17 protein-coding genes are annotated in these 18,637 nt (G+C 71.5%); 6 read left to right on the top strand and 11 right to left on the bottom strand.

Annotated features, from left to right (window positions below; all coding sequences use genetic code 11):
- The first annotated feature begins 4 nt into the window (after positions 1 to 4).
- Positions 5 to 1,123, top strand: a complete 1,119-nt coding sequence (locus tag ASC60_RS18100; RefSeq protein ID WP_199830990.1) for a PP2C family protein-serine/threonine phosphatase — start codon at positions 5 to 7, stop codon at positions 1,121 to 1,123.
- Between the two features lie 23 nt (positions 1,124 to 1,146).
- Here the strand turns inward: ASC60_RS18100 and ASC60_RS18095 are convergent, their stop codons facing one another.
- Positions 1,147 to 1,581 carry an ATP-binding protein gene (locus ASC60_RS18095; protein WP_055552121.1) on the bottom strand — a complete coding sequence of 145 codons (435 nt, stop codon included), beginning with the start codon at positions 1,579 to 1,581 and terminating at the stop codon, positions 1,147 to 1,149.
- Between the two features lie 153 nt (positions 1,582 to 1,734).
- Between ASC60_RS18095 and ASC60_RS18090 the strand changes: the two genes are divergently transcribed.
- Both ASC60_RS18090 and glpK read left to right on the top strand, forming a co-directional pair.
- Positions 1,735 to 2,502 carry an IclR family transcriptional regulator gene (locus tag ASC60_RS18090; protein WP_055552120.1) on the top strand — a complete coding sequence of 256 codons (768 nt, stop codon included), beginning with the start codon at positions 1,735 to 1,737 and terminating at the stop codon, positions 2,500 to 2,502.
- A 42-nt stretch (positions 2,503 to 2,544) separates the two neighbouring features.
- Positions 2,545 to 4,044, top strand: a complete 1,500-nt coding sequence (gene glpK, locus ASC60_RS18085) for a glycerol kinase GlpK (protein ID WP_055552118.1) — start codon at positions 2,545 to 2,547, stop codon at positions 4,042 to 4,044.
- Positions 4,045 to 4,062: 18 nt separating this feature from the next.
- Here glpK and ASC60_RS18080 read toward each other — a convergent pair whose 3' ends face one another.
- Entirely contained in the window at positions 4,063 to 4,896 is an 834-nt protein-coding gene (locus tag ASC60_RS18080) for a class I SAM-dependent methyltransferase (protein ID WP_055552477.1), read from the bottom strand.
- Between the two features lie 736 nt (positions 4,897 to 5,632).
- Between ASC60_RS18080 and ASC60_RS18075 the strand changes: the two genes are divergently transcribed.
- Entirely contained in the window at positions 5,633 to 6,544 is a 912-nt protein-coding gene (locus ASC60_RS18075) for an endonuclease/exonuclease/phosphatase family protein (protein ID WP_055552116.1), read from the top strand.
- 49 nt (positions 6,545 to 6,593) lie between these two features.
- Here ASC60_RS18075 and ASC60_RS18070 read toward each other — a convergent pair whose 3' ends face one another.
- From ASC60_RS18070 to ASC60_RS18045, 6 genes are all read right to left on the bottom strand, one after another.
- Entirely contained in the window at positions 6,594 to 7,880 is a 1,287-nt protein-coding gene (locus ASC60_RS18070; RefSeq protein ID WP_055552114.1) for an alpha-L-fucosidase, read from the bottom strand.
- A 33-nt stretch (positions 7,881 to 7,913) separates the two neighbouring features.
- A complete protein-coding gene (locus ASC60_RS18065; RefSeq protein WP_234357003.1) occupies positions 7,914 to 8,792 on the bottom strand; it encodes a carbohydrate ABC transporter permease in 879 nt (292 codons plus the stop codon).
- A gap of 46 nt (positions 8,793 to 8,838) precedes the next feature.
- Positions 8,839 to 9,840 (bottom strand): carbohydrate ABC transporter permease, encoded by a 1,002-nt coding sequence (locus ASC60_RS18060; RefSeq protein ID WP_079038462.1) that lies wholly within the window; start codon positions 9,838 to 9,840, stop codon positions 8,839 to 8,841.
- Positions 9,841 to 9,908: 68 nt separating this feature from the next.
- Positions 9,909 to 11,126 (bottom strand): sugar ABC transporter substrate-binding protein, encoded by a 1,218-nt coding sequence (locus ASC60_RS18055; protein WP_234357002.1) that lies wholly within the window; start codon positions 11,124 to 11,126, stop codon positions 9,909 to 9,911.
- Positions 11,127 to 11,593: 467 nt separating this feature from the next.
- Entirely contained in the window at positions 11,594 to 12,268 is a 675-nt protein-coding gene (locus ASC60_RS18050; protein WP_055552107.1) for a response regulator transcription factor, read from the bottom strand.
- A gap of 36 nt (positions 12,269 to 12,304) precedes the next feature.
- Complete coding sequence (locus tag ASC60_RS18045; protein ID WP_055552105.1) at positions 12,305 to 13,528, bottom strand: sensor histidine kinase; 1,224 nt, start codon at positions 13,526 to 13,528, stop codon at positions 12,305 to 12,307.
- Positions 13,529 to 13,730: 202 nt separating this feature from the next.
- Between ASC60_RS18045 and ASC60_RS18040 the strand changes: the two genes are divergently transcribed.
- A complete protein-coding gene (locus ASC60_RS18040) occupies positions 13,731 to 14,507 on the top strand; it encodes a class I SAM-dependent methyltransferase (RefSeq protein ID WP_055552104.1) in 777 nt (258 codons plus the stop codon).
- Positions 14,508 to 14,633: 126 nt separating this feature from the next.
- Here the strand turns inward: ASC60_RS18040 and ASC60_RS18035 are convergent, their stop codons facing one another.
- Positions 14,634 to 15,740 (bottom strand): DUF3533 domain-containing protein, encoded by a 1,107-nt coding sequence (locus ASC60_RS18035; RefSeq protein ID WP_234357001.1) that lies wholly within the window; start codon positions 15,738 to 15,740, stop codon positions 14,634 to 14,636.
- Between the two features lie 80 nt (positions 15,741 to 15,820).
- On the opposite strand from ASC60_RS18035, the gene ASC60_RS18030 reads away from it, so the two are divergent.
- The gene (locus ASC60_RS18030) at positions 15,821 to 16,486 is read left to right on the top strand and encodes a TetR/AcrR family transcriptional regulator (protein ID WP_055552102.1); all 666 of its coding nucleotides are present in this window, start codon (positions 15,821 to 15,823) and stop codon (positions 16,484 to 16,486) included.
- Between the two features lie 76 nt (positions 16,487 to 16,562).
- Here ASC60_RS18030 and ASC60_RS18025 read toward each other — a convergent pair whose 3' ends face one another.
- Both ASC60_RS18025 and ASC60_RS18020 read right to left on the bottom strand, forming a co-directional pair.
- Positions 16,563 to 17,720, bottom strand: coding sequence for a S8 family serine peptidase (locus ASC60_RS18025; RefSeq protein ID WP_055552101.1), 1,158 nt, complete (start codon positions 17,718 to 17,720; stop codon positions 16,563 to 16,565).
- A complete protein-coding gene (locus tag ASC60_RS18020) occupies positions 17,717 to 18,601 on the bottom strand; it encodes a hypothetical protein (RefSeq protein WP_234357000.1) in 885 nt (294 codons plus the stop codon). Before ASC60_RS18020 ends, ASC60_RS18025 begins: the two co-directional genes overlap by 4 nt.
- Between the last annotated feature and the right edge of the window lie 36 nt (positions 18,602 to 18,637).

Below are 18,637 nucleotides of genomic sequence, written 5' to 3'. Positions count from 1 at the left end.
CGTGATGACGCAGTCCGGGAACACGCTGCCGGGCGTGCCCGCTCCCCCGACCTGGCTGCGCTGGCTGCCGATCCTGTATGTGGCGGCGATCCTGGCGATCGAGCCGGTGACCCCCGTCCAGTGGCCGGTGAGCTTCCTGCTCATCGCCCTGCCGGTGGTGGCCGCGTTCACGCTCGGCCCGGTCGGGGTCGCCGGTGTCACGCTGTTCACCGTGGCCTTCGAGGGGGTGCTGGCCGGGACCCCGTGCTGCGCGGGCCGCAGCGTCGGCTATCTGTGGGACCGCCACTACGTCGCCTCGTACGTCTCCACCGCCCTGGTCGGCGCCCTCGGCACCGCGCTGGCCGCCCACCGCGAGCGCCAGGAGAAGCAGCTGGTGCAGGCGGCCTCGGTGACCGAGGCCCTGATGCGCACCCTGCTGCGGCCGCTGCCGCACGAGGTCGGCCATGTGCTGACGGCCGGGCTCTACCGCCCCGCCGAGGCCGGGACCATGATCGGCGGTGATCTCTTCGACATCCGCGCCACCCGGACCGGGGAGCGGGCCATCATCGGCGATGTCCGGGGCAAGGGGCTGCAGGCGGTCCGTACCGTCGCCGATGTGCTCGGCGGCTTCCGCCAGGCCGTCTACGAACCCGGGGATCTGCGGCAGGTCTGTGCCCGGCTGGAGAGCCGGATGGCGCGGGAGGCCGCGGAGATCCCGGACGACGAGCTGTTCGTCACCGCCGCGCTGATCGAGTACGACCCGCTCGCGCACCGGCTGACGGTGATCAACCACGGGCACATCGAGCCCATCCTGATCTCCCGGGGCGAGGTGATGACGCTGAACGGGCCGCCGTCCCTGCCGCTGGGGCTGGGCTCACTGGCGCACGAGAGCCCGGTGCCCGTGCACCACCGCTTCCTGCGCGGCGACGTGCTGCTGCTGTGCACCGACGGGCTGATCGAGGCCCGCGATGCGACGGGGGCCTTCTACCCCCTCCTGGACCGGCTGCGCGCCCGGTTCGCCGAGGCCCCGCCCCCGGAGCCCATCGACGTCGTCGAGTTCCTCAACACGGATCTGCCGGCCCACGCCCGGGCGCTCACCGACGACGTCGCCGTCCTCGCCATCTCCCCGCACGAGCGCCAGTGAACCGGGCCGCCGCCGCGCACCGGTCAGCCGACGGGCAGCTCCGCCCACCGGGTGACGGCTCCCCCGCGGCCCGGGTGGGTGCCGTGGCGGGCCGAGAGCGCGGTGACGATGCCGAGCCCGCGCCCGTGTTCATCGGGCTCGACCTCCTCCGACGAGCCGGGCCCGCTGGGCACCGGTCCGCCGTCGGTGACCGCGATGTGCAGGGTGCCGCACTCCTTGGCCTCGCTCCAGCGCAGCCGCAGAACGGCCGGGGGCAGGGCGTGCAGGACCGCGTTGGTGATCAGTTCCGAGACCACCAGCAGCGCGTCCTCCAGGGTGTCGGCGGCCAGCCCCCAGTCGGCCAGCAGCGCGTGCGCCCGCCGCCGCACGGTGGCGACGGCCTCCTGGAGATGCGGCACCGGAAAGTGATGATCGACGTATGCGCCACCGGTCCAGGGGATGGTCAGCTGATCCGTCATATCTCCTCCTTCCGGATGGTCCGCCGGTCCCGTTCCTCATGTCCTGGTACGGACGCTATGGGCGACGACCGGCGGGGTCAACGAATCCTGGTCGGCATTACCGAACGTTCCCGCCCGGGGGTGAACACATGCCCGAAGAGCTACGATCACGTCATGGCCGGCCCGGTGCAGTCCATCGAGCGGGCGGCGGCGATCCTGCGGCTGCTCGCCCAGGGCTCCGGTCGGCTCGGGCTGGGCGAGGTGGCCGCCTCGCTGGGCCTGGCGAAGGGCACCGCCCACGGCATTCTGCGCACCCTGCAGAGCGTCGACTTCGTCGAACAGGACAGGGCCACCGGAAAGTACCAGCTCGGCGCGGCGCTGCTGCACCTGGGGACCAGCTACCTCGACATCAACGAGCTGCGGTCCCGCTCCCTCAACTGGGCCGACGCCCTGGCCGCCCGCAGCGGGGAGGCGGTCCGTCTCGGGGTGCCGCTGGAGGGCAAGGTGCTCATCGTCCACCATGTCTTCCGGCCCGACGACACCTTCCAGACCCTGGACGTCGGCTCGCTGCTGCCGCTGCACGCCAGCGCCCTGGGCAAGGTCCTGCTGGCGTTCGGGGCGACGCCGGTGGAGCCGCTGCTGGAGGCGGAGCCGGAGAGCTACACGCGGCACACGCTGATCTCCCCGCAGGCGCTGAACCAGGCGCTGGGCGAGATCCGGGAGGCGGGATGGGCCGCCGCGGTCCAGGAAACCGTCATGGGTGAGGCGGACATCGCGGTACCGATACGCGGCCAGGGCGGCCTGGTCATCGGCGCCGTCGGCGTGTCCGGCACCGTGGAACGCGTCTGCGACAGCAAGGGCCGGCCCCAGCCGTCACTGGTCGGCCTGACCCGGGACGCCGCACGGGCCATCTCCCGTGACCTCGGCGCGGCCCGCTGGTGACCCCCATGTCCTGCTCGTATCCGCTCGAAGGCAGGCAAGGCCATGGTTGAACGCTATGTGATGTCCATCGACCAGGGCACCATGTCCACCCGGTGCATCCTCTTCGACCACCAGGGGCGGCTGGCGTCCGTCGCCCAGCGGGAACACCGGCAGCACTACGCCAGGCCCGGCTGGGTGGAGCACGACCCCGCCGAGATCTGGTCCAATCTGCGCCGGGTGGTGCCGCGGGCGCTGCGGGACGCGGGCGCCGGACCCGAACAGATCGCGGCGATCGGCATCGCCAATCAGCGCGAGACCACGGTGGTGTGGGACCGCCGTACGGGCCGTCCCGTGGGCAACGCGATCATCTGGCAGGACACCCGCACCGACGCGCTCGTGCAGGAGCTGCGGCGCGGCACCGGTGACGACTTCTTCCTCGACCGCTGCGGGCTCTCCCCCGCCACCTACTTCTCCGCGCCCCGCATCCGCTGGCTGTTCGACCACGTCGAGGGGTTGCGGGAGCGAGCGGAGCGCGGCGAGGTGCTGTTCGGCACGATGGAGAGCTGGCTGATCTGGAACCTCACCGGCGGTCCCTCCGGCGGTCTGCACATCACCGACGCCACCAACGCCAGCCGCACCATGCTGATGAACATCCGCACCCTCACCTGGGACGACGAGCTGCTGTCGTACTTCGGCGTGCCCCGCGCGATGCTGCCCGACATCCGCCCCTCGGCCGAGGGCTACGGGGTGGCGAAGGCGGTGCTGCCGGGTGTGCGGATCGGCGCCGCCCTCGGCGACCAGCAGGCGGCGCTGTTCGGGCAGACCTGCTTCGCGCCCGGCGAGGCCAAGTGCACGTACGGCACCGGCAGCTTCCTGCTGCTCAACACCGGCACCCGCCTGGTCCGCTCCCGGCACGGGCTGCTCACCACCGTGGGCTACAAGGTCGGCGACGAGCCGCCCGTCTACGCCCTGGAGGGGCCGATCGCGGTCACCGGGTCGCTGGTGCAGTGGTTCCGCGACCGGCTGGGTCTGATCCACAGCGCGCCGGAGATCGAGACCCTGGCCCGCAGCGTCGAGGACAACGGCGGCTGCTACATCGTGCCCGCCTTCTCCGGCCTGTTCGCCCCGCACTGGCGCAGCGACGCGCGCGGCGTCATCGTCGGGCTCACCTCGTACATCACCAAGGGCCATCTCGCCCGCGCGGTGCTGGAGGCCACCGGCTGGCAGACCCGCGAGGTCGTCGACGCCATGAACGCCGACTCGCCCGAGCCGCTGAAGGCGCTGAAGGTCGACGGCGGCATGACGGCGAACAACCTGCTGATGCAGTTCCTGGCCGATGTGCTCGACGTGCCGGTGGTGCGGCCGATGGTGTCGGAGACCGTGTCCCTGGGCGCCGCGTACGCCGCGGGGCTGGCCGTCGGCTACTGGCCGGACCTGGAGGGGCTGCGCCGCAACTGGCACCGGGCCGGGCAATGGCTGCCCACGATGGATCCGGGGCGGCGGCAGACCGAGTACGAGAACTGGCAGCGGGCCGTGCGGCTGTCGTTCGGCTGGCTGAGATAGACGGGGTCAGCATGGGTCTCAGGGGCGGCGCGCCCAGGCGGACACCATGGGAGCGGTGGCCAGGTCGAGGCGTCCGGTGGCGACGTGTTCCAGGTGCCGGTCGATCTCCTCGTCGGTGGCCAGGCCCGCGGCCACCAGCCGGTCGCGGATCTGCCGCACGGTGGCGGCCTCCAGGACCGTGCAGGCCGGTGAGGCGATGGGGAAGTACGCGTCGGCGCTCACCTCTTCGAGACCGGCCTCGCGCAGCAGCCGGGGCAGGGTGCGCCCGTACCCCAGATCCGCGCCGCGCGCCGCCATCAGCTCGCGGAAACCGGACCGCAGCCGGTTGGCGAGGCGCTGTTCGGGGCCGGACTCGTCCGGGCACAGCAGCGGCTGGAGCCCGGGGTCGGCGTCCTCCAGGAGCAGCCATCCGCCGGGCCGCAGCGCCTCGATCATCCGGCGCAGGGCCTCGGCCCGGTCGGGGACGTGCACCAGCACCAGACGGGCGTGCACCAGGTCGAAGGGTCCGGGCGGCGGCGGGTCGACGGCCACGTCATGGCGCAGCACCTCGATCACCCGGCCGGGACCGGTGTCCGTGGTGCGGGTCCAGGACACGTCGATGTCGGTGGCGATCACCTGCCCGGTGGGCCCGACCCGTTCCGCCAGACCCTCGGGGACGGAGGGCCCGCCGGCGCCGACCTCCCAGCAGCGCATGCCCGGGCCGATGCCGAGCCGGTCGATGTGGCGGAAGGTGCCCGGGTCGAACAGCTCGGCCAGGGCACCGAACCGGATGCCCGCCTCGGTCTGCCGGTTGTCCAGCAGATAGCCCCGGTCCTCGTCGGCCCTGCCGGCTCCGCCGTGCGCGCTGTCCATGCCGCCGATCATGGCAGACGCCGTTCACCGGGCGTACAGCACCCGGGTGGCCGTGGTGAAGCGGGCGGGGGTGTCCGGCAGCGGGGAGATGCCGATGCCGGGCGTGGTGGGCACCGGCAGGTGGCCGGCGACCAGGACGAACGGCTCGGTGATGTCCTCGGCGAATCACCGCTTCGAGGCCCACCGCCGGACCGGCCTCGTGCGCGCATCGGCCAGGATGCCGGGGCGGGATTGGAACGATCGGCCAAGCGACGTCCCGCTGCGGGCCGTGGCCGGATGTGGTCCACCCGGCCCGGGGTCGCTGAGTCCGGACACAGGATCACCGGCCGCGGCGAACGCGTACGGCGAGCCCCGCACCGCGGCCGGGAAACCGGCTTCCATCAGGCACATTGCGCGAAGGACGGCGGCGGGCCGGGGGCGGCGGGGCACCCGGCCGCGCGGCCACCGCCCGGGGCCGTGGACGCTCCGTAACGCCGGGGCTGCTGTTAACGCTGGGTAAACCGCCTGCTCGGCGTACCGCGCTGGCCGGGCGCCATGCGGCGCGGCCAATGGACGAGCTGTTCACCGCGTGGCTCCACACCCCCGGCTGCCGGAATTCCCCCTCGCCCGCTGAGGGTTCGGTGCGCGGCCGTATCCCTGCCGGACTCCGTACGTTTCAACTCACGGCTCCCGCAGGCCACTTCATTCCCCCCGGACGGCCTGATACTGATGTCAACGCCGGACCCCTGGAGGAGCCATGCCCGCACCTCTGTTCAGCCGTCGCCACGGGATGCGCGCCGCGGCCGCCGCGGCCCTCGCCCTACCGCTCGCCACCCAGCCCGAGGCCCGGGCCGACGCCCCCGGGGGCGGCCCGGCCTTCCCCGTGAGCGGCTCACAACTGCACACCATGACCTTCAACCTGCGCTACGCCGGCGACACCCCGCCCAACTCCTGGGCGCAGCGCCGCCCGGTCATGCGGGAGCTGCTGCGCCGTGCCGAACCCCATCTGCTGGGCACCCAGGAGGGGCTGTACGGGCAGCTGCGCGACATCGCCGCCGACCTCGGCCCGCGCTACGACTGGCTGGGGACGGGGCGGGCGGGTGGCAGCCGCGACGAGTTCATGGCCGTCTTCTACGACACCAGACGGCTGGAGCCGCTGGAGTACGACCACTTCTGGCTGTCCGACACCCCGTATGTGATCGGCTCCAACACCTGGGGCGGCGCCGTGGTGCGCATGGTCACCTGGGTGCGCTTCCACGACCGGTCCACCGACCGGCGGTTCTACGCCCTCAACACCCATCTGGACCACATCAGCCAGTACGCCCGGGAGCGCGCCGCCGGGCTGATCAACGCCCGGCTCGCCGGTCTTGACCCGGCCCTCCCCCGCATCGTCACCGGGGACTTCAACGTGGCCGCCCACGGCAACGCCGTCTACGACACCCTGCTGAAGGACGGCTCCCTGACCGACGCGTGGGACGCCGCCGACCGGCGCGGCAAGCTGTACGGGACCTTCCACGGCTACAAGCCGCTGGTCCCCGACGGCGACCGGATCGACTGGATCCTCACCTCACCGGGCGTACGGACGCGCTACGCCGCGATCGACACCTACGCCCGGGACGGCCAGTTCCCCAGCGACCACCTGCCGGTGCACGCCGTGCTGGAGCTGTGAGCCGGCACGCCCCCGCCGCTCACCGGGCGGCGGGGGCGTGCTGCCCGCGTCAGGCGTCCTCGCGGAGGAAGAGTTCCACGACCGGCACCGCGACATCGGGCCGGACCACCGGCAGCGACAGGGTCAGGGTCCCCGGGGGCTGGCCGCCGAGCGTGGTGTTCTGGGCCGTGGCCGACGGGTCGATCTCCTGGTAGTGGATCTCGGACGCGTCATGCAGGAACTGCGCGTACTCGACCTTGCCTCCCAGCCCCGCGAGGTGCACATGGGTGAAGGGCCAGGCGAAGAGGTGGAGGTAGAGGCGGTTGCCGCGGCGGGTGTAGCGGGTGTCGACGGGGGCCTCGTACCGGGCCGGGCCCGCGCCGCGGATCGAGCGCTCGTGGTGGGACATCCACTTCCCGATGCCCTCCAGCGTGGCCACGGCCGTCGGGTCCAGGTCACCGCGCCCGGTGGGCCCGACGTTCAGCAGCATGTTGCCGTTCTTCGAGACGCCGTCGATGAGCATCCGGACCAGGAGTTCGACGCTCTTGACGTTGAGGTTGTCGCGGTCGTAGCCCCAGCTGCCGTTGAGGGTCTGGCACGCCTCCCACACCACCGGCTCGCCGTCGACCTCCATGGCCTTGTCGGGCTGGTACTGCTCCGGTGTGACGAGGTCACCGGGGATTTCGAGCCGGTCGTTCACGATGATCCCGGGCTGGAGGCGGCGGGTGAGCGCCAGGAGTTCCTCCGAGCCCCACTCCTGGGCGCCCTTGGCGTTGAAGACCTCGCTGTGCCTGCCCCGCTTGTACGAGAAGTCGTAGAACAGGTAGTCGACGCGGCCGTAGTTCGTCAGCAGCTCCTCCACCTGGCCGTGCAGGTACGCGCGGTACTTGGCCATGTCGCGGCCCTCGTTGAGCCGCTCGATCTCCTCCGGCGGGTCGTCGCGGCGCGGGTGGAGGCCGTCGACGACGAAGTCGGGGTGGTGCCAGTCGATGAGCGAGTGGTAGAAGCCGACGCGCAGCCCCTCGGCGCGCACGGCCTCGACGAACTCGGCGACGAGGTCCTTGGCGATGGGGGTGTTCATCGAGGTGTAGTCGGTCAGCTTGGAGTCCCACAGGCAGAAGCCGTCGTGGTGCTTGGTGGTGAGCACCACGTACCTCATTCCGGCCTGCTTGGCGGCGCGGGCCCAGGCGCGGGGGTCGTACAGGTCCGGTTCGAAGTGGCGGAAGTACCGGTCGTAGTCCTCGTCCGTGATCCGTTCCCGGTTCTTCACCCACTCGTGGCGGGCCGGGAGGGCGTAGAGCCCCCAGTGGACGAACATGCCGAAGCGGTCCTCGGTGAACCAGGCGGGGATGGCCATTGATGCGGATTCCTTTCGGATGAGGCGTGAAGGTCAGCGGCCGCCGAGGCCGCTGGTGACAATGCCGCGGACGAGGTGCTTCTGGAGCAGGATGAGGATGATCACGGTGGGCAGCATCGAGATGACCGACGCCGCCATCACGAGGCCCCACTCGCTGCCCTGCTGGCCGAAGAACGCCTGCAGACCGAGCGGGATGGTGGCGTGCGCGTCGACGTCGTTGACGATGACCAGCGGCCACAGGAACGAGTTCCAGTAGCTGATGAAGGTGAAGACCGCGAGCACCGCGAGGGTGGGCCGGGCCAGCGGGACCATCACCTCGAAGAAGGTGCGGACGGTTCCCGCGCCGTCGACGCGGGCGGCGTCGTCGAGTTCCTGCGGCACGGTCAGGAAGAACTGGCGCAGGAGGAACGCGCCGAGGGCGGTGAACGCCCACGGGATGATGAGCGCCTGGAAGGTGTCCACCCAGCCCAGGTTCTGCATCATCACGTACATCGGGATGACGAGCACATCCTGCGGGATCATCAGCGTCGCCAGGAACAGCATGAACACCAGGTTCCTGCCGCGCCACCGCAGCCGCGAGAAGGCGTAGCCGCTGAAGGCGGCGACCGAGACGTTGATGGCCGTTCCGACGGCGGCGACGACGAAGCCGTTCAGGATGAAGCGGCCGAACGGCTGGTAGCTGAAGACGTCGGTGTAGTTCTGCCAGCGCAGTTCCGAGCCCCAGAGCGTGGGCGGGGTCGTGAACACGTCCGCGTCGGGCTTGAGGCTCGTCGTGACCATGTAGATCAGCGGCGCCAGGAAGATCAGCGCGATGAGGCACAGGATCGCGTAGCCGATGGCGTGCCGGACCCGCGGGACGAACCCCGCGGTCCGGGCGGGCCGTACGCGTCTGTCCGCGCTGTGGCGCCCCACATGACCTCCGATGACCCGTGCGGCCGGCCGGGCCATCCGCGTACCACTACTCATAGTGCACCCAACGCTTCTGGCCGAGGAATTGGACCGCCGTGATGCCGAGAATGATGACGAAAAGCACCCACGCGCCCGCCGAGGCGAGGCCGAGCTGCTGACTTTGGAAGCCGGTGTTGTAGATGTACTGGACGAGGGTTTCGGTGGCCGTTCCGGGACCTCCCTTGGTCAGCAGGAACGGCTGCACGAACACCTGGAACGACGTGATGAGCGTCATCATCGTGGCGAAGAAGATGGACGGTGATATCGCCGGGAATTTGACGAGCCAGAAGGTGCGCCACGCGTTCGCCCCGTCGAGCTGCGCCGCTTCGAGCTGATTCTCCGGCACCGCGTCGAGCGCCGAGGAGAAGATGAGCATGTTGTAGCCGAATCCGGCCCAGACGCTCATCGTGACGACCGCGATCATCGCCCACTGGTCGTCCGCGAGGAAATTGGGGGCGTTCACCCCGATCGTCGACTTGAGCGTCGCGTCGATGAATCCGTCGGGCTGGTACAGCATCCGCCAGACGACGGCGTTCGCCACGAGCGGGGTGATCGTCGGGATGAAGAACACCACCCGGAAGACATGGCGGTGCCGGATGCGCGGGGTCAGCCAGGCCGCGAGCCCGAGCGAGACCACGAGATTCAGCGGTACGTACAGCACGACGTACACCGCCGTGTTGCGCACCACGACCCAGAAGATCGGGTCCGAGAACAGTTTGCTGTAATTCGCGAATCCGCTCCATGAACGCTCGCCGATCATCGGCCAGTTCATGAAGCTCACGATGAGGGACGCGAGAATGGGGACCACCGTGAACAGCGCCAGACCCACCGAATGCGGGGTGGCGAACGCCGCTCCCCACCAGGACCGCCTGCCGATCTCCCGGCCCTTTCCCTCCCGTTCCCCGCCCGCCTCGGCCGGACCGCCCGCGCCTGCCACCGGTACCGTCGCGACTGCCGCCTCGGCCAGGGTGGACTTGTGCGCGACGGACCGCCGGGGCACCGATTTCCGCATTCCGTGACCTTTCTCGTCCCCGCCGCCGGCGGGCGCCCTCACCGGCGCCCGCCGCCGCGTCACTTGCCTCACTGTCCGAGCTGGCTCGCGATGGACTTCATCGTCTGCGCACCCGACTGCTGCCCGTTGACGGCCTGGATTCCGTACTGCGCGAACAACTGGCCGAGCTGATCGCCCTGCTTGGTGCTCGGCAGCGGGGTCGAGGCCTTCTGCGCCGTCTTCAGGACGCTTTCGACACCGTCGATGTGCGCGTTGTCGTACCAGGCCTGCTGCGCCGCGGTGCGCCCGGGGAACGCCCGGCCCTGTTCGGCCAGCGACTGGAGCACCTTCTGGCTCGTCATCGTCTTGACGGCCTTGAAGGCCTCGTCGGGGTACTTGCACTGCTTGGAGACGCCGAAGCCGGACCCGGCCGAGAACGTCGACGGCCCGCTGGAGGTGCCGACCGGTATGGTCGTCACGCCGATGGGGAACTTCACTTTCCCCTTCTGGCTGAGCAGCGACCACGGCCCGTCGGTGTACATACCGACCTTCTTGGAGACGAAGTCGTTGGACGCGGCCGAGGTGTCCGAGCTGGCCTGGGTGGCGACGCCGTCCTTCACGAGCGAGGCGAGCCAGTCGAGGCCCTTCGCGAACTTCGCGTTCGACGTGTCGAGCGTGCCGCCGTCCTTGACGACCCGGCCGCCGTTGTAACCGAGGATCATCGATTCGAGGTTCATGTCCGCGATCGTCGAGGCGAACATCTTCTTGCCCGCCGCCTTGAACTTCGCCGCGGCCGCCTTGAAGTCGGCCAGGGTCCAGCCCGGCTTCGGCTGCTCGGCCCCCACCTGTTTGAACAGGTCCTTGTTGTAGAAGAGGAGCATGGGCCCGGTGTCGTACGGCAGGGCGTACAGCTTGCCGTCGACCTTCATGCCGTCGAGGGCGGTGCTGTCGAATTCCGACAGATTGACGCCGTCCTTCTTCGTGTAGGAGTCGAGCGGCAGCATGACATCCGTGTAGTTCGCGGCGCGGATGCTCTGAATGCTGACGATGCACGGCGCGCTTCCGGCGCTGAGCTGGGTGCGGAGCTTGGTGAAGTAATCCTCGAACGGCGCGCCCTGAATGCTGACCTTCGCACCGCCGTCCTTCTTGACCGCGTCGGCGACCTTCTGCCAGGCCGCTTTGTCCGCCGAACCGGCGATCCACATCGACCAGGTGAGCTTGTCCTTCGACTGGCCCGATGTGCCGCCGCCGGAGGAGCATCCCGACAAAGTGAGACCCAGTGCGGCAGCCGCCGCGGCGGCACTCACGAGGAGTCGTCTTTTCATAGCAGTGTCCAGTTCAATTTTCGCGCTCACATGGACGTACTCCGGCAGCACGGAATGCGCGTGCGGATGCTGGAGAGAAGCCGCCGTTCACGGCGGCGGGAGTGGGGCGTGGGGTGATGGGGGAAAGTCAGCGGCCGAATAAGACGGGGGCGGAGCATCCGGCGACCGTCTCATCGTGCGCTCGCGGCGTGCAGAAACAGAAGTCCCTGACCGTCACTGTTGTGATCCGACCCACTGTGACTCCTTCGGCCGGTCCCTCTTACCAGGACGCATCGGCATCAGAACATCCGATGTATTGGGGTGTCAAGGCGTCGCGCAGTCCCTATTTCCCCGGCATTCGCCCTGTCGGCGAGGAGTCAGAGTTTGGATGTCTCCTGGGGGCGTCACCCGACCCCGGCGAAGGCCTCCGGGCGGCGGGCAGGACATCCGATGGGTTCCCGGCGGGGTGATCAGCCCAGCAGCCGCCGCTCGGTGGCGACGGCGACCGCGCCCGCCCGGGTGTCCACGCCCAGCTTGCCGTAGATCCGTCCCAGGTGGGTCTTCACCGTGGCCTCGCTGATGAACAGCGCACGGGCGATCTCCCGGTTCCCCAGCCCCCGGGCGAGCTGCTGGAGGATGTCCCGCTCACGCTCGGAGAGGGTGGGGCGGGGCGTGCGCAACTGCGCCATCAGCCGGTCGGCGACGGGCGCCGACAGCGCGGTGCGCCCGGCCGCCGCGTTCCGTATCGCCGCGAACAGTTCCTCCGGCCGCTCGGCCTTGAGCAGATAGCCGGTGGCGCCCGCCTCGATGGCGCGGGCGATGTCCGCGTCGGTGTCGAACATGGTGAGCACCAGCACCCGCGGGGCCGCTTCCTCCGCCGCCCCGGCGCCGGAGGAAGCGGCCCCGGAGGCCAGTCGGCGGGTCGCCTCCACACCGTCCATGCCGTCCCCGAGCTGAAGATCCATGAGCACCACATCGGGTCGTACGCGCGCGGCCATGGCCAGCGCCTCCTCGCCGCTGCCCGCCTCTGCGACCACCTCGATGCCCGCGGTGCTGGACAGCAGCGCGAGCAGCCCGGCGCGCACCACGGCGTGGTCGTCGCACAGCAGCAGCCGGATGGGCGGGGTGGTGTCGGTCGGGGTCATGGCGGGGCGGTCCTCCGTGGGCGAGTGTGCGGGACGTCAGGGGGCGGGAGTGGCGAGGGGGACGGCCGCCGATACGACGGTGCCCTCGCCCCGGGTGGATTCGACGGTGAGCGTGCCCCCGAGCTGGCCTGCCCGCACCCGCATGGCGGGCAGCCCGTGGCCCCGCTCCCGGTCGCCGTCCGGGGGCCGGGGTCGCTCGGGGTCGAAGCCGCGGCCGTTGTCGGCGACGTCCAGGGAGATCTGGTCGTCCAGCCAGGTCAGGGTCAGTGCGGCGCGGGTCGCCCAGGCATGTTCCCGCACGTTGGCCAGGGCGCCCTGCGCGATGCGCAGCAGCGCGGCCTCGACCCGCTCCGGCACCGGGACCGGCACCCCGTCGAGCCGGAAACCGACGGTCAGCCCCTCGCCGCACTCCCGGTCGGCGAGCGCGCGCAGCGCCTCGGCGAGGGTGCGGTCGGCGAGGTCGGCGGGGGCCAGGTCGTGGACGAACCGGCGGGCCTCGGCGAGGCTGCGGGACGCGATCTCGGCCGCGTCCCGCATATGGCGGCGGGCCGCGCCGGGGTCCGTCCCCCAGGTGCGGTCGGCGGCCTGGAGCAGCATCCGCTGGCTGGACAGGCCCTGCGCGAGGGTGTCGTGGATCTCGCTCGCCAGCCGCTGCCGCTCCGCGAGGATGCCCGCCCGCCGCTCGGTGGCGGCCAGATCGCGCCGGGTGCGGACCAGGTCGTCGATCAGGACGCGCTGCCGGGCCGCCTGGCGCTGCAGATGCACCAGGACGGCGGTGGCGACGGCGCTGATGGCCAGCGGGGCGATCACCACGTTCGGGTTGAACCCTTCGTGGGACAGCCGCAGCTCGGTGGCCACGACCAGCACGGTGAGCACCGCCGCCAGCGGCACCGCGGTGCGCACCGGCAGCGTCTGCAGTCCGGTGAACAGCAGCGGCATGGCGCACCAGGTGGCACTCGGGGCGAGCGCGAGCAGACCGGCCCAGACCGCCGAGACCGCCCCCAGCCAGGCCAGATGCCGTGTGCTCGGCCGGGCGCCGGGGCGTGGCGCGGGGGCCAGGAGCCGCCCGAGCACGTACAGCAGCCCGAAGGCGGCGAACAGGGCGACGGCGTATCCGGTGTGCGCCTGGTCGTGGTCGCGGGCCAGGAAGCGGATCAGTGAGGAGCCGAGCAGTATGAGGAATGCCCCGTCCATGACCCACCGGAGCCACCGGGCGTCCGGATCGTCCCATTCGGCTTCCGTCACGGGAGCCTTCCCCATCACCGCACCTTCCGTCGCACGTCCCCGCAGCCAGTCCTATTACGGGGTGCCGCGTTCCGCATCATCCGATCGGCTGACCCCGGCATCGCCCGAACCGCCCCCGGGAGGTGGCCGGTCCGCCGACGCCGGCGGCCGTCACCCGCACGGATGCTTCAGTCCAGGGGCCGCGACACGCGCCCCGCGTCCAGGGAAAGGATCTTCCATGCCCGCCAAGAACGTCTCCGTCAACCGCGCCCGGCTCGGCCACCGCGTCTCCTACGCGCTCCGCCACCCCGAGCGCGTACCGCGCCATCTGGTGCGGGCCACCCGGGACGCCTGGCTGCGCTACCGCTGGCCGGACCACGTCTCGTACTACCGCGCCGTGATGCGTTCCGACACCCGGGCCGACCCGGACGCGGCGGTCGGCAGCCGTAATCGGGAGCGGTGGCTGGCGCTGGGCGCGATGCAGTTCGACTATCTGGTGAAGCACGGGCTGCGCCCCGAGCACCGCATGCTGGAGATCGGCTGCGGCAATCTGCGGGCCGGGTGGCGCTTCATCCGCCACCTCGGCCCCGGCCACTACTACGGCGTCGACATCTCCCCCGACATCCTGGTCGCCGCGCAGGACACCCTGGTCCGCACCGAGCTGCAGGACCGCCTTCCCACCCTCACCCCGGTCCGCGACCTCACCCTGCGCTTCCTGCCCGAGGCGCACTTCGACGTCGTCCACGCCCACAGCGTGTTCTCCCACTCCCCGCTGCCGGTCATCGACGAGTGCCTGGCCAACGTGGGCCGGGTCCTGGCGCCGGGCGGCTGGTTCGACTTCACCTTCGACCGCACCGAGGGCGAGGAGCACCAGGTCCTGCGGGAGGACTTCTACTACCGCACCGAAACCCTGATCGACCTTGCCGGGAAGCACGGCCTGGCGGCCCGCTTCATGGAGGACTGGGAGGAGTTGCCCCACGGCCAGTCCAAGATCCGGGTCACCCACGGCGGCTGAGCCCGTGGGCACTCACATGCCGACGTGGAGGTGGGCGGCCCGCAGCGGGAAGAGCAGGGGGTACGCCCACCGCATGCGGTGGGCTGCCCGGTGGACCGCCCCGGCGGCAAGACGCCCCCTGGCGGCTCAGCCGGCCACGGGTCCGGCCGCGCGCCGCCGGCGGATCAGGGTGACGCCGAGGACGCTGACCAGCGCGCCGCCGAGGGCGTAGGCGGTCAGCACCGCCAGGTTGGCGGTGATGCCGTGGCCGGCGAAGTACATCACGTGGCGTACGGCATGCGTCGCGGCGCCGTTGGGGAGGGCGGGGCTGAGCGCCCGCCAGAACGGGGGCAGCAGTTCGGGGCCGTAGGCGCCACCGGCGCTGGGGTTGCCGAGGACGACGAACAGCAGCACCGTGACGCCGATGCCCAGGACGCCGAAGAGCGCCTGGAAGGCGATCGTCATGGCGGCTGCGCCGAAGACGACCAGGGCTCCGATCGCCGACAGGGCGAGGAAGTGGCCGCTCAGCGCGCCGAGCAGCGGACCCACGATCGCCGCGCCGCCCAGGCCGGACAGCACCGCGTACGGGACGGCCGCCAGCAGTCGCCGCCCGGCGCCGCGCGGGGTGGCCGGGCGGGCGCCGAGGGACACCCCCAGCAGCGCGGCGAGGAGATAGCCGCCCACCGTCCAGCCCACCACCAGGTAGAAGCTGCTCAAGCCCCGCGCGTCACCCGCCTGCGCGGGAACGGCGTCGACGACGGACGCGGTGCGGGCTTGGGTCTTCTCGGCCTTCTCGATCACCGTTTCCAGCGCGGTCGCCGTGGAGGCGCCCCCGGCGCCGGCGACCAGCAGGGTGTCGGTGTGGGAGCCGGGCTTCACGATCAGCGCACCGCTGGTCTCCCCCGTGCGCAGCCGCTCGCGGGCCGTGGCCTCATCGGTGGCGGTGGCCTTCAACGGGTGGCCGGGTATCCCGTTGAGCTTCTCCACCACGCCCGGGGCCATCCGCTCCGGGGCCGCGACCGCGATCGGGATGCGGTGCGGCTGGGGGTGGTGGAACGCTCCCACGTAGGACAGGACGAATCCCAACTGGAGCAGCAGCGCTCCGACGAGCATCGCCGCGATACGCGGCGGGACCGCGCCGCGCAGCCGGGCCCACGCTCCCCGGGGCGCCGCGCCCTTGCCCTGCGCCTGGTCCGCGCCCGGCTCCGCGCCGCGCGCCGGGGCGTCCGTCTGGTCCGTATCCACCTGAGTCACTGATCCGCTCTTCCTCACACCGACGGGTTTCGATACATCACTGTATCGGATACGTGAGTGTATCGAACTAGGATGGGCGCATGACGGAAGCCAGTAACAGCGCACTCGACCGCCGGGCGCTGCGCAGCGGGCGACGGGCGGACGGCACCCCGACGCGCGTCACCCGGCGGCGGGCGGAGACCCGGGAACGGCTGCTGGCCGCGGCGCTCACGGTCTTCGCGGAGCGCGGCTTCGGCCGCGTGGGAATCGAGGAGATCTGCGAGGCCGCCGGGTACACGCGCGGCGCCTTCTACTCCAACTTCGACAGCCTCGACGAGCTGTTCTTCGCCCTCTACGAGCGGCAGGCCGCGCTGCAGACGGCCCAGGTGCGGGACGCGCTGGACGGCGCCACCCCCGACGAGGGGCTGCCCGCCCTGCTGGACCGGGTGGTGGGCGCACTGCTCATCGACCGCACCTGGGTCCTGGTGCGCACCGACTTCATGCTGTACGCGGCGCGCGACCCGGACACGGCGGCGGCGCTGATCCGGCACCGTGAGGCGCTGCGCGAAACGCTCCAGCCGATTGTGACCGCGTTCATCGACCCCGACACCATGCCGCAGGGGCTGCGCGACCCCGAGTCCCTGACGGCGGCGGTCCTCACGATCCACGACGCGGCGGCGGGCCGGCTGCTGCTCGACCCGGATCTCGGCGCCCTGCGGACCTGGCTGCGCGACATGCTCACCGCGCTCCTCACGCCTCGGCGCTGATCAGGGGGTACGGGTGGGGCGGGTGACGAGCGTGCTCGTCACCCGCCCCACCGCTGTCAGCCCCGTGCCGCCGCTGTCAGCCCCGTGCCGCCGCGCGGCGGCCCGCGCGGGTGATCAGCACCGCGCCGATGACCATCAGCAGGCCCACGCCCGCCGCGCCGAGGCCGATCGTCACCAGATCCGTCTCCAGGGGCGGATGCTGGGTCTTCGGCGTACCGTCCGGGGTGGCCAGATGCTCCTTGCCCGTGTACTTCACCGGGACCGTCCCGTCGGCGGGCGGCTTCGCGGCGGCTTGGACGGCGGCCGCCGCGTCGATCGGCCCGTACCCGACCAGCGCGTTCCGCCCGCCGGACGGATGGTGTGCCGTCTTCGTGAGCAGGGTGCGCACCTGGTCCGGGGTCAGCTTGTCGTTGTGCGACAGCATCAGGGCCACCACGCCCGAGGTGAGCGCCGCCGCGGGCGAGGTGCCGTTGACCGGCTCGTAGCCGCCCGTGTTCTTCGCACTCATGATGGCCACGCCGGGCGCGGCCACCGAGTTGTACGTCCGTACCGTGGAGAACTCGGCGCGGCTGCCGTTCTGCTGGGTGGCGGCCACGGCGATCACGCCCGGATAGCCCGCCGGGTACGACGCGTCGTTGAACATGTCGCCCTCGTTGCCCGCCGAGGCGATGACCGGAATGCCCTTCTGCGCGGCCCGGGCCAGGGCGTCGACCTCGTCCTCGTCGTAGGAGTCGCCGAACATCTCGCCGCCGAGCGACATGGAGATCACATCGGCGCCGTGGTCGACCGCGTAGTCGATGCCCTGGGCGACCGGGCTGATCCCCTGCCGGATTTCCCCGCCGTGGTCCTCCTTGTCGTCGATGACCCGGACCGACAGGATGCTCGCCTTCGGGGCCACCTTCAGGACGTCCGAGGCCATCGCGGTGCCATGGCCGCCCCAGCGCGGATCGCCCGGCCGCAGACCGTCCTTGAGGAAGTCGGGGCCGGTGGTCACCTTGCCGTTCAGCGCCACATGGTTGGTCATGACGCCGCTGTCCAGGACCGCGACCTTGACGCCCTCGCCCTGCGCGGTGCGCTGCGCCGACGACAGGCCGAGCGCCTTCGCCTCCCAGCTGGTGGGGGTGGTGCCCGCGGCGGACGCGGGCGGCGCGGCCGCCACGCCCAGCACCGAGCCGAGGACGACCGCGGTCATGGCCGTGCCGAGGCGCGCGCCGGTGTGTCGCCGGACGCTCATGAGGTCCCCTCCGTCAGCAGATCCATGAGGTGCAGGTTCAGGGCGTCGACGAGCCCGTCGGCGGCGCCCCGCCACGGCGCGCGGTCCTGCTTGGCGTCGAGGCTGTACCTGCCCCACTCGCCCGGCAGCTCCCCCGCCTTACGGCCGTCGACCGCGCCCGCGGAAGCCACGAGCGCGTACGGGAGGTACAGGTCGGTGACCGACCGCCCGGCCGAGCCGTTGGCCCGCGCGTCACTCCAGCGGGCCGCGATGGTGCCGGGGACGCCGTAGGCCTTCACACCGGGCCCCGGGTTGTCCTTGTCCTTCTCTGCGTCGAAGAACGTGTTCATCTCCGTCTTCACGGAGTCGCTCTTCGGCAGAACGACCAGCGCGGCGGTCGCGACGGTGTTGCCCGTCGGGTCCACGTAGGTGGCGCGCAGCACGGCCTTGCAGCCCAGCTTCTCCGCCTCGGTCGCGGTGGCTCCGCTCAGCCCGTCCGCGCAGCCGGTCTGCTCGGATATCCCGATGCGGTGCCACTGCGCGCGCTCGCGGTCGGTGCCCTCGGACTGGCTGTCCTCACGGGGCGCGAGGGTGTCCGGGAAGAGTTTGTCCGCGGGCTCGTTGCGCCACATCGACGCGCCGTACTCGGTGCGGTTGGCGATGTTCTGGCTGTGGTTCGAGAAGGCGTGCGCGGTCAGCGCGCCACCGCCCAGCATCGCGAGCCCGCCGACGATGCCGAGGAAGGCGCTGAGGCAGGTGCGCCCCGTGGTCTTCTTCGGGCGCGCGGGCGGGGGCGGTTGCGGTGCGGCGCCGTACGGTGCGCCGTGGGGCGCCTGTCCGCCGTACGCCGGTGTCCCCGGCCAACCACCCTGCTGGGGACCGGGCGGCGGGGGTGGCGGCATGGGCGGTGGCGGTGGCATGGGCGGTGGACCCTGCTG

It is taken from the genome of Streptomyces sp. NBRC 110028 (assembly GCF_001417735.1).
Taxonomy (GTDB): domain Bacteria; phylum Actinomycetota; class Actinomycetes; order Streptomycetales; family Streptomycetaceae; genus Streptomyces.
The sequence above is the reverse complement of the archived record's forward strand: the minus strand, read 5'-3'. Positions and strand labels throughout refer to the sequence as shown.

Bases quoted from the DNA above. Each gene is read 5' to 3' on its own strand.
- ASC60_RS18100 (WP_199830990.1), top strand. From the start codon at position 5: ATGACGCAGTCCGGGAACACGCTGCCGGGCGTGCCCGCTCCCCCGACC.
- ASC60_RS18020 (WP_234357000.1), bottom strand. From the start codon at position 18,601: ATGCCGCCACCCCCGCCGCCCGGTCCCCAGCAGGGTGGTTGGCCGGGG.
- ASC60_RS18040 (WP_055552104.1), top strand. From the start codon at position 13,731: ATGCCCGCCAAGAACGTCTCCGTCAACCGCGCCCGGCTCGGCCACCGC.
- ASC60_RS18075 (WP_055552116.1), top strand. From the start codon at position 5,633: ATGCCCGCACCTCTGTTCAGCCGTCGCCACGGGATGCGCGCCGCGGCC.
- ASC60_RS18090 (WP_055552120.1), top strand. From the start codon at position 1,735: ATGGCCGGCCCGGTGCAGTCCATCGAGCGGGCGGCGGCGATCCTGCGG.
- ASC60_RS18070 (WP_055552114.1), bottom strand. From the start codon at position 7,880: ATGGCCATCCCCGCCTGGTTCACCGAGGACCGCTTCGGCATGTTCGTC.
- ASC60_RS18095 (WP_055552121.1), bottom strand. From the start codon at position 1,581: ATGACGGATCAGCTGACCATCCCCTGGACCGGTGGCGCATACGTCGAT.
- ASC60_RS18030 (WP_055552102.1), top strand. From the start codon at position 15,821: ATGACGGAAGCCAGTAACAGCGCACTCGACCGCCGGGCGCTGCGCAGC.
- ASC60_RS18045 (WP_055552105.1), bottom strand. From the start codon at position 13,528: ATGGGGAAGGCTCCCGTGACGGAAGCCGAATGGGACGATCCGGACGCC.
- glpK (WP_055552118.1), top strand. From the start codon at position 2,545: ATGGTTGAACGCTATGTGATGTCCATCGACCAGGGCACCATGTCCACC.
- ASC60_RS18080 (WP_055552477.1), bottom strand. From the start codon at position 4,896: ATGGACAGCGCGCACGGCGGAGCCGGCAGGGCCGACGAGGACCGGGGC.
- ASC60_RS18025 (WP_055552101.1), bottom strand. From the start codon at position 17,720: ATGAGCGTCCGGCGACACACCGGCGCGCGCCTCGGCACGGCCATGACC.
- ASC60_RS18060 (WP_079038462.1), bottom strand. From the start codon at position 9,840: ATGCGGAAATCGGTGCCCCGGCGGTCCGTCGCGCACAAGTCCACCCTG.
- ASC60_RS18050 (WP_055552107.1), bottom strand. From the start codon at position 12,268: ATGACCCCGACCGACACCACCCCGCCCATCCGGCTGCTGCTGTGCGAC.